Below are 16,052 nucleotides of genomic sequence, written 5' to 3'. Positions count from 1 at the left end.
ACTGGAATCCATGACAAGGCTGAACGTGGGCGACATTCTTGAAGGACGCTACCGCATCGATCAGCCGATCGCTCGCGGCGGCATGTCCACCGTGTATCGCTGTGTCGACATGAGATTGGGCCGCGCGGTCGCCGCCAAGGTCATGGATGAGCGCTATCACGATGACCCTGTCTTCGTCACCCGCTTCGAGCGCGAGGCCCGCGCCATGGCGCAGCTAAGCCACCCCAACCTCGTCGCCGTGCATGATTTCTCCGCGGATGGGTTGCCCATCTATCTCATCATGGAGCTCATCACCGGCGGAACCTTGCGCGAGCTTCTTGCTGAACGCGGACCCATGCCGCCGCATGCCGCAGCCGGGGTCATGCACTCCGTGCTGGCCGGGCTCACCGAGGTCCACCACGCCGGCCTCGTGCACCGCGATATCAAGCCAGACAACGTTCTCATCACGGACAACCACCGCGTTAAGGTCGGCGATTTCGGCTTGGTGCGCTCCGCCAAGGCGGAGCACGATAGCTCGGGTCAAATCGTCGGCACCGTCAGCTACCTCTCCCCCGAGCAGGTTACGGGTGCGGATATTACCCCGGCTTCCGATGTCTATTCGGCCGGAATTGTCCTGTTTGAGCTCCTTACCGGCACGGTCCCCTTCCACGGCGAGACCCCACTGGCCCACGCCACAGCGCGCGTGCACGCGGATGTGGTGGCGCCGTCCTCACGCATCGAGGGGGTGCCTATGCTTTTCGACGCCCTCGTGGCCACCGCCACCGCGCGCCAGCCGGCCGAAAGGTTTGCGGATGCCGGCGAATTCCTCGATGCGCTAGATGATGTATCCCGCGAACTGCAGCTCCCGCAATTCACCGTCCCCGTCCCGCGGAACTCGGCTGCTGCACGGACAGCCGCTGTGCCCACGGATTTTTCGGGGGCAGGCAATACCCGGGTCTTCGAAGCCACGTCCACGATCCCGGCGCCTCAACCGCCCACGCGGGAAACCCGTGTAGAGCCTCGAAACGATGCTTTTCTCCCGCCGGCCGCACCGGTAAATCCCCCGGCACCGTCCCCTGCGGTAGCAGAACCTTCTGCGCCGCTTCCCCCGGCCGGTGCCGAGGAGGAGCCAGAAGAGCGCCCTTTGAGCAACCGCAGCGCCATCGCGCTTATAGGTTTCCTCATCCTCGTCGGGCTTGCCACCTTGGCCGTCGCCGTGGCGGCCTGGTGGTTTGGCTCCGGAGAATACGGCACGTGGCCGATTCTCTGGAGGCCATATTAGCCTGCGCAACTTCTAGTTGCGCAGCATCTCGGCGATAAGGAAGGACAGCTCCAGCGATTGCTGGGTGTTCAGGCGCGGATCCACGGCGGACTCGTAGCGGCCCGGCAGATCCACGTCCGTGATGTCCTCAGCGCCGCCGAGGCACTCGGTGACGTCCTCGCCGGTGAACTCTAGGTGGACACCACCCGGGTGGGTACCCAGTTCACGGTGCACCTCGAAGAAGCCCTGAACCTCGTCGACGATCTTGTCGAAGTGGCGGGTCTTGTAGCCGTTCGATGCCGTGAAGGTATTCCCGTGCATCGGATCGGACTGCCACACAACCTTGTGGCCGGAGTCCTCCACGGCCTTGATGATCGGCGGCAAGACGGAACGCACCTTGTCGTGGCCCATGCGGGCGATCATGGTGAGGCGGCCAGGCTCACGGTTCGGGTCCAAACGCTCTGCGTACTGCACAGCCTGCTCCGGGGTTACTCCTGGGCCAAGCTTGATGCCCACGGGGTTGCCAATGATGGAGGCGAAAGCTACGTGGAAATCGTCGAGGCCGCGGGTGCGCTCGCCGATCCACAGCTGGTGAGCGGACAGGTCGTAGAGCTTGGTCTCGCCGTTAGAGTCCGTACCCAAGCGCAACATGGAACGCTCGTAATCCTTCAGCAAGGCCTCGTGAGAGCAGTAGATCTGTGCCGAACGCAGGGTCTCGTCTGAGACTCCGCAGGCGTTCATGAAGGCCAGGCCGTTCTCAATTTCATTCGCCAGGGCCTGGTAGCGAGCGCCTGCCGGAGAGTTGGCCACAAACTCGCGATTCCACTCGTGGAGTCGGTAAAGGTCAGCGGTTCCGGACTGGGTCAGCGCGCGGACCAGGTTCATGGCCGCCGAGGAGTTCGCGTAGGCACGGATCATGCGGGCGGGATCGTGGCGGCGGGATTCCTCGTTGGCTTCTACGCCGTTGACGATGTCACCGCGGTAGTTGTACAAGCCGTTTGCGTCCAGATCAGAGGAGCGCGGCTTCGCGTACTGGCCGGCGATGCGACCGAGCTTAACCACCGGGGTGGACGCGCCATACGTCAAAACTACGGCCATTTGAAGCAGCGTCTTGATGTTGCCGCGGATGTGCGGCTCCGTATTGGACTCGAAGGTTTCCGCGCAGTCGCCTCCCTGGAGGAGGAAGGCGTTGCCCAGGGCGACGTCGGCAAGCTTGCGCTTGAGGTCCTCAATCTCTGGAGCCACAACGATAGGTGGGACGGATTCCAGGATCTTGCGCACGTTATCGGCTTGCAGCTGATCCCAGCTGGGTTGCTGCTTTGCCTCGCGGGCAATCGCATCTTGAAACTTCTCGTTGATCCCCTCCGGCAGCGGTGGCAGATCAGGGAGCACTTCTTTGGGAATATCTACTGTCCAACTCACACCCAGTATTTAACCATCTTGGGTCTATCGCGCGTTAGTTAATGGCATTTCGACCACGGTATTAATTCACGCTTTATTAACGCGGTTGCCCCTAGTCAACGGCAAGTGCTGTTCACAAACCCGAAATTTGGCCAGATTATGGCGGGCGTCGACCAACGCGTCATGGTTGCCGTTCGGGACAGGAGGCAGCTTGGGGCGGCCGGCGAATTCCCAATACTGCTTAAGCTCCCGGGTATAGCGCGGCAGGCCCTTGGGCAGACTCGCCATATCGCCCCAGAGTTGCGCAACAACCACGTGGTCATAGGCGCCCACCCAGGCCCACAACTCGATGGGAGTGGAGTGCCGGCCGAGGAATTTCAGGAGATCTTCGCGGATGGTTTCGCGTGATTTCCATACCGGGTCTGCTGGACTCGGCAGCTTATCCAAAACATTCTCACGCACCCATGCGTTTGCCTTGGCCGGATCGAAGTCTGTGGATACCGCGTAGTATTCGCTACCGTCTTCCCCGACAATTCCGATGGAGACCAATTCAATGGTCGATCCGTCCTCGATAAATTCGGTGTCGTAGAAGTAGCGCACGCCCCGTATCCTAGTCTCCCGCCCACATACGCCTGTCCACTGGGGGTATATACTCAACTGCGTGAAGAAAGCTCTCTCCTCCCCTCTTCTCCCCTTGTTCATAGCAGGGCTGGCCTCCCTAGCGTGGATTATCCAGCTTCCGGCATTATTCAGCAGCGGCAGCATTGCACCTTATTACCACATTGACCTCGATGTCTATCGCGAGGGAGGACGCGCGCTTCTACGCGGAGAGAATCTTTACGCACAGAGCTATGTGCTCGACAACGGTTTTTCGCTGCCTTTTACCTACCCGCCTTTTGCTGCAGCGCTTTTCGCCATGGTGTCATGGCTCCCGTTGTGGCCGCTGTCCGTTCTTCTTACCGCAGCATCGCTCGGGGCGCTGTGGGTTTGCCTGTATGCCGTGATTTCTCGGAGCTGTGCTACTGAGCGACCTGGTTGGTGGTCCTCGTGGGCATTGTGCGCCTGCATGCTGATGGAACCGGTTACTGAGACGCTCAGCTTCGGCCAAGTGAACCTTTTGTTGACCGCGGCGGTCGTTGTAGATTGCTTACTGCTGAGCCCACGAAGCTCGTGGCGTGGTGTGCTTACAGGCATTGCAATAGCCATCAAGCTCACCCCAGCGGTGTTCCTCGCCGTGTTTTTCGTTCGCCGCGACTGGCGCGCTCTTGCCACTGCGGTGGGGTCCTTCGTCACATGTGGCGTGGTGGGGCACCTCGCCTCCCCGGCAAGCTCCGCGGTGTATTGGACCGATACCCTTCGTGATTCCTCGCGCATCGGCGGGCTGGCCTACTCCGGCAACCAATCACTCCGCGGCCTGCTAAGCCGCATTGTCCCCGAGCAAGCATCAGCTCTTTGGATTCTCGGATGCATCGCCATCGTCGCGCTTCTGTGGTGGCTTATGGAGCATACATCATCGCAGGTCGAGCTCGTGCTGCTCGCTTCCTCGGCGGCGCTGCTGTGCTCCCCGGTCTCGTGGTCTCACCATTTCACGTGGCTCTGCTTGGCAGCGGTATATCTGACCGCCCGCCGACACTGGTTCCTAGCTGCCCTCACAGGGCTGACGTTGCTGGCCCGCGGCCACTGGCTCGTCCCGCACAATGAGCAGCTGGAGCTGACGTGGTCGTGGTGGCAGCAGATTCCGGGCAACGACTATTTCTTGCTCGTCGTGTTTCTTGTCGCGGTGAGCTGCTGGCTCAGGCTTGAGCCTACAGACGACGGTTCCGTTTTTCGCCGACCCGCACCGATTGGCGGCGGTTTAAGCGTCCAGCCCACGACGGGCACCTTGCCCAAAGCCCACAGTGCTAGCGACGCGACTGCGCAATAAAGAACGCACATGCTAAGCCAGAACCACGTGTTTTCCAGCGGCCACTGGCCCGCCAGGCTAACCTCCCGAGGATGGAGCGCCATGGGGTAGCCATAAAGAACGGTGAGACCGATGGGATGCCCAAGATAGATAGGCAGCGTGTGAGCACCGATGAAACGCAGTCCGGTGGACAGGGCCGGAATATAGGACACCACAACCGCCACCGCGATTCCCACTGGGACCTCGAAGAACTGCTCTACCATGCGAACAAGGATATGAACGTCATCCCTCACCAGCGCCTCCGCGCCCGGGAGCAACCACGTAACGTCAACTTCTCCGGAGAAGTTATCCCACGCGCGGCGAGTAAAAAAGCCGATGGCGTAGGCCACTGTCATCCCGGAATACGCCCAAAAACTGCGGTGATCCCATATGCCCTTAAACGGTGCCTCGATAGCTGCAGCGAAGTCGGAAATGGCATCACGGAAATAGGCAGCGCCAACAAAGACCGGGAGAAACATGATGGCCTTCGCAATCGAGGTGTATTGCGCCTGCCAAGCGGTGAACAGAATCGGGCTAAAGCTCAGCGCCATCGCTGCCCACCCGGGGAGCTTGCGTACGCACCACAAGAAGATGTTGAACAGAATCAGCGAATGCAAAAACCATGCCATGGAATGGCCCACGAGCAGGCTGGCTGTCATTTGGCCAACATCGAAGATGGGATCTCCAAAGACCCAGTGGTACTCCACGCGTTTGGTTTGTTGCTCAACGAGCATCCAGACCACATAGGGAACGAGGAAGTACCACAGGCGGCGTGTGAAAAGCTCCGCGAAGCTAAAGCGAAAAACCTTCTGGGCAAAAAAGCCGCTCACCAAGAAGAACAGAGGTAAGCGAAGCGGATCCAGCCAGACGTTAAAGGCCGCCAGCCACGTCTTCCCTGATTCAGGAACGGTGAGCGTGATGTGCAGAAGCACGACGCCCAGGATGGAGATGCCTTTCGCTACATCGGGCCACGCCAGGCGTTTGGTTAGAGAAGAAGACACTGACTACCGTGCCTCCGAACCGGGCTCGGCCCCTTCCGGGTAGCCGTGTCCAGCTTGCAGAGAGGCCTTCACATCGGAGGCGTACACGTCGACATAGGGTTTACCTGCCAACTCAGCCAGCTGCTTCATCACGTAGTCCGTGAAGGCGCGCACGGTAGCGTGGTCCTGTGGATCAAGGTTGCGCTCGGCAGCCCACGCCTGGGGATCGATGGGCTCACCCACGCGCATGCCGACGCGAGCCGGGCGCGGAATCCATGAACCGATCGGGTTTGCCTTCCGGGTATTAATCATGGCGATCGGAATTACCTGCTCACCAGTGGTCAACGCGATGCGCGCCATGCCGGTGCGCCCTTTGTAAATGCGTCCATCGGGCGAACGAGTTCCCTCCGGGTAGATTCCAAAGAGATCCCCACGGCCGATAATGCGTTGCGCGCTCGCTAGCATGGCGTCGCTCGCGTCTTTGTTGACGCGGTCAATCGGCACCTGCCCCACGGAGCTAAAGAACCACTTTTGCAGGCCGCCAACGAAACCGGGGGTGGTGAAATACTCACTCTTAGCCAGAAAAGTAATCTGCCGCGGGCATAACAGGGGGAAGTAGAAAGAATCCATGACGGCTTGGTGAGAGGATGCCAAGATAGCCGAACCGGATTCCGGGATGCGATCCATTCCTTCGGACCATGGGCGGTTCCATACTCGAAGGGCCGGGCCAAAAAAGATGTGCTTAAAGGCCCAGTACCACTTGTTTCGCATCGCTTATAGTCCTATCTGTTTATGCCGAACAGGCCGCGCTGTCCAGTGAAAGAAAAATGTGCGGTGTTAACCTCGGTGCTCCTGGCGGGCGAGATCAGCGACACCAATCATACCCGCCGCGGAACCCAGTTTCGCGGTTGCGACTCGGGCCAGAGGCCTGTGACCGGCGCCGACGATCTGTTGTGCCATACACTCACGGGCGGTATCGAGGAATAGATCTGCGTCCTGCGACACACCTCCACCAATAACAATGAGCTCCGGATCAAGTACGTCCGCCACCATTGACAGGCCTTGGCCGAGCCACTGTCCAAAGTCCTCCATAACGGCTGTGGCCAGCGGATCTCCTTGACGCGCCGCGGCAGTGATGTCCTCGCCGGAAGGTTTCTCAGGAAGCGCGGTCTCATACTTCCCACGCAATTCTGCGAAGGTATCCGGCAGTGCAGTACCGGAAGCGTAGCGCTCCAAGCAGCCGCGCTTGCCACAGGAGCACAAGCGCCCACCGGGGTTAACAACAAGGTGCCCAAACTCAGGGGCAGTGCCGAAAGCTCCGCGGTAGATCGTGCCGTCATTAAATAGCGTGGCTCCAATTCCGGTACCGACAGCGAAGAAAACCCATTCCTTCGCCCCGCGCCCTGCACCAAAGCGCCACTCCCCCCACGCGGCCGAGTTGGCGTCGTGCTCAAGCCGGACAGGAACGTCCAAGCGCTTGCTCAAGATTTCACGCACTGGGGCGTCCCGCCACGGCAAATGCGGAGCAAAACGCACAATCTCGCATTCGGGATCCAAGAACCCTGCGAGGGCAAGCCCAACGGCATCAATGTCATGAGAAGCTGCGAGGCTGTCGACGCAACGCACGATGTCATCTTCGAGCTCTCGCGCTTCCATGGCCGTAGGCACGCTCATCGAATCCACAATCTCTCCGGCGGGATCAATCACCGCGGCGCGCAGGTTTGTTCCACCAATATCGAATCCGATGGTGAGGCCACTGCGGCCGTCTTCAGCGGAGGGAGTGTGTTCAAGCATGACTAGTAGGATATACCCCGGCTTGCCCTCGATCATATTCAAGAATCTCGCGCAATCGTGCGCCCATGATTTCCCACGTCCAGCGCTCCTCTACGTGGCGGCGCCCGGCTGCCCCCATACGGTGGGCCCGGGGGGCATCGCCAAGCAACGTGCACAGTGCTTCCTCGAGCTCCGGTACCGAAGACCCGCGCACAACGAGCCCTGTCTCCGGAGTCACCGTCTCCGGCGCTCCGCCGGAATCTCCAGCAACCACTGGCAGCCCCGCCGCCTGCGCCTCAAGGTAAACAATGCCGAGTCCCTCGACGTCGAGTCCGCCGCCTCGTGTGCGCGCAGGCATGGCGAATACATCGGCCGCATGGAGGGCCAAACGCAATTCCGCCGTATCCCGCGCCTCCTGAATCACGGCGTCTGGGCAGTACAGATGTGCAAGTTCACGCAAGGTCGGCTCGTAGCGGCCGCGTCCGATAATGAGTAATTGCGCATCTGGAATTCGCCCACGCACCGCTGGCATAGCGCGCAAGAGTTGATCCTGCCCTTTACGCGGGACCAGGCGGGAGATGCAGACAATTACTGGGCCGGAACCCAACCCGAAATGCGCGCGGGCCGCCTGCTTCTCATCTGCGGTTGGTGGAGTGAAATCCTCCAGGTTGACCGCCGAGGGCAAATGAACCCACCGCGCACCCGAGCCGAACGCGGGCTCCAACCTGTTGCGCGTGTAGTCCGAGATATACGTGAGGACATCCGAAGACTTGCCGATCCTGCGCAAGGCTTGCCGTGCCCCAGGAAGCATGGACCACCCCACCTCATGCCCGTGCGTTGTGGCTACGATGCGGCGCGCGCCCGCTGCACGCGCTGCCGGCGCCATGAGCGCGAGTGGGGCCGCGGCACCAAACCACACGGCCTCGATATCGTGTTCTCGGATGAGGCGCTGCATCTGGCGGGCCGTAGCAGGCGTTGGCAGCATGATGGAGCGCGGCCAGCGGACCACGGTATAGGGCAGCGTCGAGTCATACTCCGCAGCGGCGTCCCCGTCTTGGGTCGAGGCAAAGACGATGACGTCCTGCGGGTTGAGGGTCGCCAGAAAGTCTCGGAGATAGGACTGAATCCCGCCGATGGTGGGCGGGAAATCATTGGTGACGAGGAGTGTGCGCGCCATGTCCTAATAGCGTACGGCACCTTCCACCGGCATGGAATTCAGCGGCACCACGGCCACGGGGACGCCATAGGTGGAGGCATGAACAATCTGGCCGTCACCGATGTACATTCCCACGTGGGTAACGCCGGGGTAATAGCCCACAATATCGCCGGGCTGGAGTTGGTCCAGCGGCACCGGCGTACCACCGGCGAGCTGCGCCTGCGAGGTGCGCGGAATGCTCTTGCCCATCTGCTGATAGCTCCACACCATCAGGCCAGAACAGTCAAAAACATCAGGACCCGTTGCGCCCCAGCCATACGGGGCGCCAATACGGCTGAGAGCGGCTTCCACAGCGGCAGACCCGGACCCATCGGCCAGCGCAGCCAAGTCAAGGTCGGAGGATCCACCGAAGTGCTGGACCCATGCCTCACGCGCTTCTGGGCTTAAGCCATCAACGGTGGCCTCAAGTTCCTTCTGTTGTTCTTCCAGCTCGGCCTTTTCTTTCAGCACCGAGTCACGCTTTACCTGCAGCTCGTCACGCTTATGGCGTGCCTCCTCGGCGGCATCAACCGCCTCTTGATGCGCGTTGTCGGCCGCTGCGGAAGCCGCGACCATTGCGTCTTCCTCACGCTTCGCGGCCTTGGATAGGGCACCTAGATAGCCCATCCGTTCTACTGCACTGGCCACGTCATTTGCATTGAGGGCGGCGGAGACCGACGTTGCAGCGGCATTCCTACGATAGCGCTTCTGCGCTAGAGCATCGATGCGTTCCTGTTGTTCAGCCACGGCGGCTGAGGCGTCTTCGGAAGTGCGCTGCGCCTCCTCGGCCTTCAATTCCAGCTCGCCGATCTCTTTCTCCGACTCAGCGAGCTCATCCTCGAGCCCCTTGACTTCCTCACCCTTGGCAGACACGCGCTGGGCGACGTCCGCCATGCGCTCAATGAGGCCGGGCAGGTCTTCAGGATCCTCCGCTTGCGGAGCGCCTTCCTGCTGCTGCTCCGGAGAAACCTCCTGGGACACAGCCGACGGTGAAAGGACGGCAACTGGAACCGTGCTCAAGGCAAGTGCAGCGACCGCACACGCAAGGCCACGACGCGACATGGATACCCCCGAAACTTAGAGAAGGTTAATAGATAACTGAATTATACCCTCAGTCGAGCAAAAACATAACGCCTACAAGAATAGCCGAACCCCTTCCCCACCCTCACCATCAACATGGCAAGAGCGGCGGAAGGGGTTCGGACGATTACCGAATGCGCTTAGAAGCGAACTGCGGAGTGAATCGGCATGTAGTTCAGGGAACGCTCACCCACCGGGGTACCAGAGTTCAGAGCGTCAATGATGGTGCCATGGCCGGTGTAGATGCCAACGTGAGATGCACCGGAGTAGTACACGATGATGTCACCCGGCTGCAGCGCATCGAGGGACACCGGGGTGCCGGCAGATGCCTGCGCCTGGGACGTACGCGGGATGGACACACCAGCCTGCTGGTAAGCCCAGGAGGTCAGGCCAGAGCAATCGAAGGCGCTCGGGCCGTTAGCGCCGTAGACGTACGGGGAACCGATGGCGGAACGAGCGGCTTCAAGAACCTTCTCGCCCACGGACTGGGTCGGCGCCGGGGCCGGTGCCGCCGGGGACTCAACAGCAGCGGCGTAGCCGCCACCCTGGTTTGCCTTGAAGGCAGGGATGTAGCGATCAACGTTGGGCAGCTGCTGGATGTTAGGGACGTTCTCCAAGCCGGCAACCTCGAAGCGGATGTCGGTGTCCGGAACAACGACCTCGGCAGCGTTGGCGGCAGCCGGTACGGTGACAGCTGCGGTTGCTGCGATAGCAGCGGTAGATGCGATGCGACGGGTGTTCACGTTGCCCTGACGACGGTGCTTAGCCACGAATTTAAACTCCAAATCTTCCTATGCGCCTACTTCGCCCGCCAAGACGGCGAATCATTCATTCACCTTCTTGATGGCGCGGGCAAAAGCTCTGACCCAAGGGGCGGGCCTAGCGTTCGACGATGACCCATTCCTGTAGAGCCATCTCCGCTCGGCCCCCGGTTTTAGGAGGGGCCAGACGCGGCGCTTAAATCTTCAGCTCGTATTGAGCACCGGTGATGTGTACACCGTGTCGGTAACTCAATGTCTCGAATAGGTTACGAAATCATCACAAGCGATGTCGAGTCAGAAACGCAAAACCGGCTTCGTTACCGTCCTGTTATCAAACGGAAACCTAAAAGACATCCCCCGCGCAGCCCCGACTCCAATACACACTACCCGCCAGAAGATACGGGCAACAACCTGCCACAACAGGGTCGCCAGCCAACGCGAGACCGCTAGACCAATAGCGCATGACCGGAATCAGAATCCGCCATAAAATTAGTGATGTAACCTTCGTCACACACCGGTAATGCCGGGCATCAAATGCCCCAACCTACCCACAGTGCACTCCTAAAACACCACCAAAGAATCAAGAAATGCTGTGGACTTTTAGCAGATTCCTCCACCGACCCCCAGTACTATTCCTCACCCCACCAGAGATCAGCCACCTTGCGTGACATTAAGGAGCAAAGTTGACTCACCGTTAACGGAAAGTTAACTGCAGCCGCTCTACCCAACCATGGCAGAGCCATGAAGCGCTTATCCGAGTCAGGGCCCACCAGTGCGCCCTGAAGCCCGCCACAGCGCTACGAAGCGGATACAGAAACGCTGAGAGCCCGTGCTCCTTTCCTCGTATTGGGAAGGAACACGGGCTCTTGTGAGCGTGTTTCAGCGAGTGAAGGCGCTAGATGCGGCCGTTCTCCTCGTCTTCGCGGCGATTAGCCTCGTTGAGCTGACGGAACATCTCCGCTTCCTCAGCGTGGTTCTCGTGGCGAATCTCATTGACGCGGGAGACGATGGACGGGTCATCGGAAGAGAAGATGCCCTGCGTCTCGGAGTCAGCCAGACCAAGCTGGTTGAGCTGCTTCGGAACCGCGGCACCGGAGTACTCGAGCGGAATCGGGTGGCCATGGTCATCCACCGGGCCAAGCGGCTGGTGGACCTCAATGAAGGCACCATTCGGCAGCTGCTTAATAACGCCAGTCTCAATACCGTGCTCCAGGACCTCACGGTCGGAGCGCTGCAGACCAACGCAGATGCGGTAGGTCATGAAGTAAGCGATCGGCGGCAGGACGATGAGGCCGATACGGCCAACCCAGGTCATCGCGTTCAGGGAGATCTGGAAGAAGTGAGCCACGTGGTCGTTACCACCGGACAGCGTCACCAGAAGGAAGAACGTGATGGCAGCCGCGCCGATAGCGGAGCGAACCGGGACATCGCGCGGGCGCTGCAAGAGATTGTGGTGGGCGTCGTCACCAGTCAGCTTCTTTTCGATGAACGGGTAAGCAAACAGCAACACAACCATCAAGCCACAGAGCAGTGCAACCCAGAAGGCGGACGGAATCGTGTAGTTGCCGATGTAAAGCTCCCATGCCGGCATGACACGAGCAACACCGTCAGTCCACAGCATGTAAATATCCGGCTGGGAACCAGCGGAAACCTGAGACGGGTTGTACGGGCCAAGGTTCCAGATGGAGTTAATCGTCATCAGACCGGAGATGAGTGCCAGCACGCCGGCAACCATCATGCCCATGCCAATGGCCTTGGTGGCGAAGACCGGCATAATGCGGACGCCAACAACATTGTTCTCAGCGCGGCCCGGTCCAGGGAACTGGGTGTGCTTCTGGAACCAGACCATGATGAGGTGAGCTGCAATCAGGCCCAGAATGATGCCCGGGATAACCAGCACGTGCAGGATGTAGAAACGATCCAGCATCAGGTCGGACGGGAAGTCGCCACCGAAGATGGCCCAGTGCAGCCAGGTGCCGATGATCGGCAGGCCCAGGATAATGGCGGACATGATTCGCAGACCGACACCGGAGAGGAGGTCGTCCGGAAGGGAGTAACCGAGGAAGCCCTCGATCATGCCCAAGAGAATCAAGGCGCAACCGATAATCCAGTTAGCCTCACGCGGGCGACGGAACGCACCGGTGAAGAAGATGCGAAGCATGTGGGCAATCATGGACATCATGAACATGAGTGCTGCCCAGTGGTGCATCTGGCGCACGAACAGACCACCGCGGACCTCGAAGGAGAGGTCAAGCGCAGTTGCATAGGCGCGCGACATCTCCACACCGTTGAGCGGGGTGTAAGCGCCGTCGTAAATGACCTTCGTAATGGAAGGATCGAAGAACAGCGCCAAGTAGATGCCGGTCAGCACCAAGATGATGAAGCTGTACAGTGCCATCTCACCGAGCATGAAGGACCAGTGAGTGGGAAAGACTTTGTTGAGCTGGGTACGCAGGACGCCGGCAGCGGAGTACCGCTCGTCCATGTTGTTACCCATCTGTGCAAGTTTGTTACTCATTATGACTTACGCTCCCAGAATGCAGGTCCGACGGGCTCGATGAAGTTGCCCTTAGCAATGAGGTAGCCCTCTTCGTCCACGTCAATCGGCAGCTGCGGAAGTGCACGGGCGGCAGGACCGAAGACCGGCTTGCCGTAGTGCAGAGCGTCGAACTGCGACTGGTGGCACGGGCAGAGAATGCGGTTGGTCTGAGCCTCGTACAACGAGGTCGGGCAACCAATGTGGGTACAAATCTTGGAGTAGGCGTAGTAATCGCCGTAGTGGAAGTCCTCCTGGCCCTTGCGCTCGATGGCCTTCTTGGCGTCATCGTTGCGCAGGCGGATGAGCATCACGGCGTTACGGTTGCCATGGATGGAGTGCATGTGGTTCTCGTAGACGTCCTTGTCCTCGGAGTACTCAGCACCATCGTTGACATCCTCAGCAGCCAGCGGGAAAACGGTCTCCATGCCGCCGGCCGCAAGGTCCTCCGGACGTACACGAACCAGGCGGGTAACACCGCGGGTGGTGTAGTGAGTGCCGGATTCGCCTTCATGCTTCTCGGCAATAGTACCGGTGTCGCGAGCAAGGTAGAGCTTGACGCCCTTTTCATGCATGGTCCAACCGGAGGTCCACAACGTGCCGTCGCCGGCATAGTTCAGATCGTGGCGCTTCTTCCACGGGTTATTGATGGCGCCACCCAGCGGCGCAATAACCGTCAGGCCGAACAGAACGCCGGCGCCGCCGAGCAGACCCTTGATGGTGGAACGGCGACCCAGCGTCGACGTGTTCCAAGAATCATTAAGCAGCGCGGTCAGCGTGCGGCGGTCAACCTCTTCGGAAGGACCGTCGTGGCGACGCTGGACTGAGATCTCCTCCGGGAGAATCTTCTTGACGTACTGAACAATGGCGAAGCCCAGGCCCAGAATGCACAGGCCGGAAGTCAGGCCCAGCAGCGGGGTGTAGAGCGTGTGCCACCACAGGCCGTCCTCCCCCAGCATCTTGTACTGCCACGGCCAGAAAAGGTAAACGCCAAGGAAGGCGATGCCCATCAGTACAGAAACGATGAGCCAGAAGGTGACATTGCCGGCGGCGCGCTTCTCAGCGGGGTCGCCCTCGACCGGGAAGCGTTCCTTGCGGAATGCGACGGTGACGTCGTCAAGCTCGGTGCCGAGTGCTGCGAGCTCGTCGTTGCTCATAGCATCGAGCTCTTTGCGAGAGTAATTCTTCTTTACGTTGCTCATGAGCGAGATCCAATCCACATAGCGGCAACGCACAGAAGGCTGATGCCGATGATCCACATTGCCAGGCCCTCAGCCACTGGGCCGAGACCGCCGAGCGACCAGCCGGCCGGGGACGGGGTTTCCTTTGCAGACTTGAGGTAGGCGATGATGTCCTTCTTCTCGTCTGCGGTCAGCTGACGGTCAGAGAACTTCGGCATGTTCTGCGGGCCGGTCAGCATTGCCTGGTAGATCTCCTGCTCGTTGGCCGGAGCCAGCGGCGGGGCAAACTTACCGGAGGACAGCGCGCCGCCCTTGCCGGTGAAGTTGTGGCAGGACGCGCAGTTCATGCGGAAGAGCTCAGAACCCTTAGCTACGTCCTCTGCCTGAATCTGCCCGTTGTAGTTAGCGCCGCGCAGGGATTCCTGCGCAACGGAGCCGTCCTCGTTGTAGACGATATCGGCACCGCCACCGTTGGCAGCAACATAAGCGGCAAGCGCCAGGGTTTGCTGCTCGGTGTAGCGCGGAGTCTTACGCTCAGCCTGAGCGTCGTTAGACATCATCGGCATGCGGCCGGAGTGAACCTGGAAGTACACGGAGCCGGCACCAATGCCAACGAGGGACGGGCCGCGGTCCTGGATGCCCTGCAGGTTAGCGCCGTGGCAGGTAATACAAGCGACTTCGTAGATGTCCTTGCCCTCTTGAACGAGTGCCTGGTCATCCTTTGCGGCTGTAGCCACCTGCGCGTCAGGGGTCAAGGCAGAAGCCAAGACGCCAGCGCCGGTAAGGCCGATGCTCAGCGCAAAGACGCCAGCCAGCGTGCGCTTCGCCTTGCGGCGACGGCGGGTCTTCTTAGCCGCGGCAGTGGTGTCTTCCACTGCGGCGGGCTGCTGGATGTTATCCATCATTTTCCTTTAGATAACTCGTACATGGAAATGAATGGCTGTAGGCCGGTTGCTCCCCGGCGACTACGGCCTACTGAACTAGGTAGATGACTACGAACACGCCGATCCACACAACGTCAACGAAGTGCCAGTAGTAGGACACTGCCATTGCCGCGGTGGCCTGTGCAGGCGTGAACTTGGAGCGGGCGATGCGCGCCAAGATGATTCCGAAGGAAATCAGACCCGCAGTCACGTGAGCCGCGTGGAAGCCGGTCAGAATGTAGAAGACCGAACCGAACACGCTGGACTGAACAGTGACACCAGCCATGATCAACTCTGTCCACTCGAACGCCATGATGCCTAGGAAGACAACACCCAACGCGATGGTCACCGAGTACCAGAGTCGGAGCTTGTATACGTCACCCCTTTCTGCTGCAAACACGCCGAACTGAGAGGTCACGGAGGAAAGAACCAGGACTGTCGTAATGATGAAGCCCATCGGCACGTTGATGTGCGCGGTGTGCTCAGCCCAGTCACCCTCCTGGCCGTTCGCACGCGAGGTGAACCACATCGCGAACAGTCCAGCAAAGAACATCAATTCCTGAGACAGGAACACGATGGTGCCAACGCTGACCATGTTGGGTCGGTTCAGCGCGGCAACACGTGGTGCTGCCATACCTTGGTTAGAAACTACGCTCGTCACGCATAACAGTATGGCTGGTCTAGCCGCATAAGTCATCTCATTTCCCCCCGATTTTTTTGAGGCCAGAGCATAGACCTTCACTATCTTCAGCTCGTCCGGAGCCCCCAAATCATTCAGGAAATAGTTGGGAACTTTTCACCGCGCTTTACGACGCCCCATCCCTGCAGGTAGTGCAACGTACTAACGAAGACGGCAAGCATTCAAAGCACGTCAACTACCCGGAGCCCGTCCGCCAGAGCTACTTCCCCATGACGTGCCCTAATGAGATAAATCACACCCCCGCTCGGCCGCGTAAGTGCAGGACTGCAACTTTCGGATGACCCCCGTAAAAACGCACGTTAACGTGCTGGAATTCCTACGGCCGACCTGCTCCCAGCCA

At 59.9% G+C, this 16,052-nt stretch carries 13 protein-coding genes and 1 pseudogene; 2 read left to right on the top strand and 12 right to left on the bottom strand.

Annotation, left to right across the window (positions count from 1 at the left end; translation table 11 throughout):
- The first annotated feature begins 10 nt into the window (after positions 1 to 10).
- Positions 11 to 1,261, top strand: a complete 1,251-nt coding sequence (locus ACUY3D_RS07565; RefSeq protein ID WP_070533345.1) for a protein kinase domain-containing protein — start codon at positions 11 to 13, stop codon at positions 1,259 to 1,261.
- Between the two features lie 12 nt (positions 1,262 to 1,273).
- Here the strand turns inward: ACUY3D_RS07565 and ACUY3D_RS07560 are convergent, their stop codons facing one another.
- Together ACUY3D_RS07560 and ACUY3D_RS07555 are read right to left on the bottom strand one after the other, a co-directional pair.
- Positions 1,274 to 2,662 (bottom strand): class II 3-deoxy-7-phosphoheptulonate synthase, encoded by a 1,389-nt coding sequence (locus ACUY3D_RS07560; protein WP_070565440.1) that lies wholly within the window; start codon positions 2,660 to 2,662, stop codon positions 1,274 to 1,276.
- Between the two features lie 66 nt (positions 2,663 to 2,728).
- A complete protein-coding gene (locus ACUY3D_RS07555; protein WP_070519824.1) occupies positions 2,729 to 3,241 on the bottom strand; it encodes a polyadenylate-specific 3'-exoribonuclease AS in 513 nt (170 codons plus the stop codon).
- 61 nt (positions 3,242 to 3,302) lie between these two features.
- On the opposite strand from ACUY3D_RS07555, the gene ACUY3D_RS07550 reads away from it, so the two are divergent.
- A complete protein-coding gene (locus ACUY3D_RS07550; protein ID WP_448240772.1) occupies positions 3,303 to 4,565 on the top strand; it encodes a glycosyltransferase 87 family protein in 1,263 nt (420 codons plus the stop codon).
- 35 nt (positions 4,566 to 4,600) lie between these two features.
- Here ACUY3D_RS07550 and ACUY3D_RS07545 read toward each other — a convergent pair.
- The 10 genes and pseudogenes from ACUY3D_RS07545 to ctaE form a co-directional block, all read right to left on the bottom strand.
- Positions 4,601 to 5,515: pseudogene (locus ACUY3D_RS07545) on the bottom strand (acyltransferase family protein); the annotation flags it as partial.
- A gap of 72 nt (positions 5,516 to 5,587) precedes the next feature.
- The gene (locus ACUY3D_RS07540) at positions 5,588 to 6,334 is read right to left on the bottom strand and encodes a lysophospholipid acyltransferase family protein (protein ID WP_269948008.1); all 747 of its coding nucleotides are present in this window, start codon (positions 6,332 to 6,334) and stop codon (positions 5,588 to 5,590) included.
- Between the two features lie 66 nt (positions 6,335 to 6,400).
- Positions 6,401 to 7,357, bottom strand: a complete 957-nt coding sequence (locus ACUY3D_RS07535; RefSeq protein WP_269948007.1) for an ROK family protein — start codon at positions 7,355 to 7,357, stop codon at positions 6,401 to 6,403.
- Positions 7,350 to 8,513: a glycosyltransferase family 4 protein gene (locus tag ACUY3D_RS07530; RefSeq protein WP_448240770.1), complete on the bottom strand. Its 1,164-nt coding sequence runs from the start codon at positions 8,511 to 8,513 to the stop codon at positions 7,350 to 7,352. The genes ACUY3D_RS07535 and ACUY3D_RS07530 overlap by 8 nt, the downstream gene beginning before the upstream one ends.
- 3 nt (positions 8,514 to 8,516) lie before the next feature.
- On the bottom strand, positions 8,517 to 9,593 hold the full coding sequence (locus ACUY3D_RS07525; RefSeq protein ID WP_070683229.1) for a C40 family peptidase: 1,077 nt from the start codon (positions 9,591 to 9,593) through the stop codon (positions 8,517 to 8,519).
- 158 nt (positions 9,594 to 9,751) lie between these two features.
- Positions 9,752 to 10,381 carry a C40 family peptidase gene (locus tag ACUY3D_RS07520; RefSeq protein ID WP_070533388.1) on the bottom strand — a complete coding sequence of 210 codons (630 nt, stop codon included), beginning with the start codon at positions 10,379 to 10,381 and terminating at the stop codon, positions 9,752 to 9,754.
- An 886-nt stretch (positions 10,382 to 11,267) separates the two neighbouring features.
- Positions 11,268 to 12,890, bottom strand: a complete 1,623-nt coding sequence (qcrB, locus tag ACUY3D_RS07515; RefSeq protein ID WP_070561948.1) for a cytochrome bc1 complex cytochrome b subunit — start codon at positions 12,888 to 12,890, stop codon at positions 11,268 to 11,270.
- The gene (qcrA, locus tag ACUY3D_RS07510) at positions 12,890 to 14,110 is read right to left on the bottom strand and encodes a cytochrome bc1 complex Rieske iron-sulfur subunit (protein ID WP_070519809.1); all 1,221 of its coding nucleotides are present in this window, start codon (positions 14,108 to 14,110) and stop codon (positions 12,890 to 12,892) included. Before qcrA ends, qcrB begins: the two co-directional genes overlap by 1 nt.
- Positions 14,107 to 14,994, bottom strand: coding sequence for a cytochrome bc1 complex diheme cytochrome c subunit (qcrC, locus tag ACUY3D_RS07505; RefSeq protein WP_070519807.1), 888 nt, complete (start codon positions 14,992 to 14,994; stop codon positions 14,107 to 14,109). Before qcrC ends, qcrA begins: the two co-directional genes overlap by 4 nt.
- A 67-nt stretch (positions 14,995 to 15,061) precedes the next feature.
- Positions 15,062 to 15,673 carry an aa3-type cytochrome oxidase subunit III gene (gene ctaE / locus ACUY3D_RS07500; protein WP_369815732.1) on the bottom strand — a complete coding sequence of 204 codons (612 nt, stop codon included), beginning with the start codon at positions 15,671 to 15,673 and terminating at the stop codon, positions 15,062 to 15,064.
- Between the last annotated feature and the right edge of the window lie 379 nt (positions 15,674 to 16,052).

This window comes from Corynebacterium guaraldiae (genome assembly GCF_053480195.1).
This window is presented reverse-complemented; position numbering and strand designations above follow the sequence as displayed.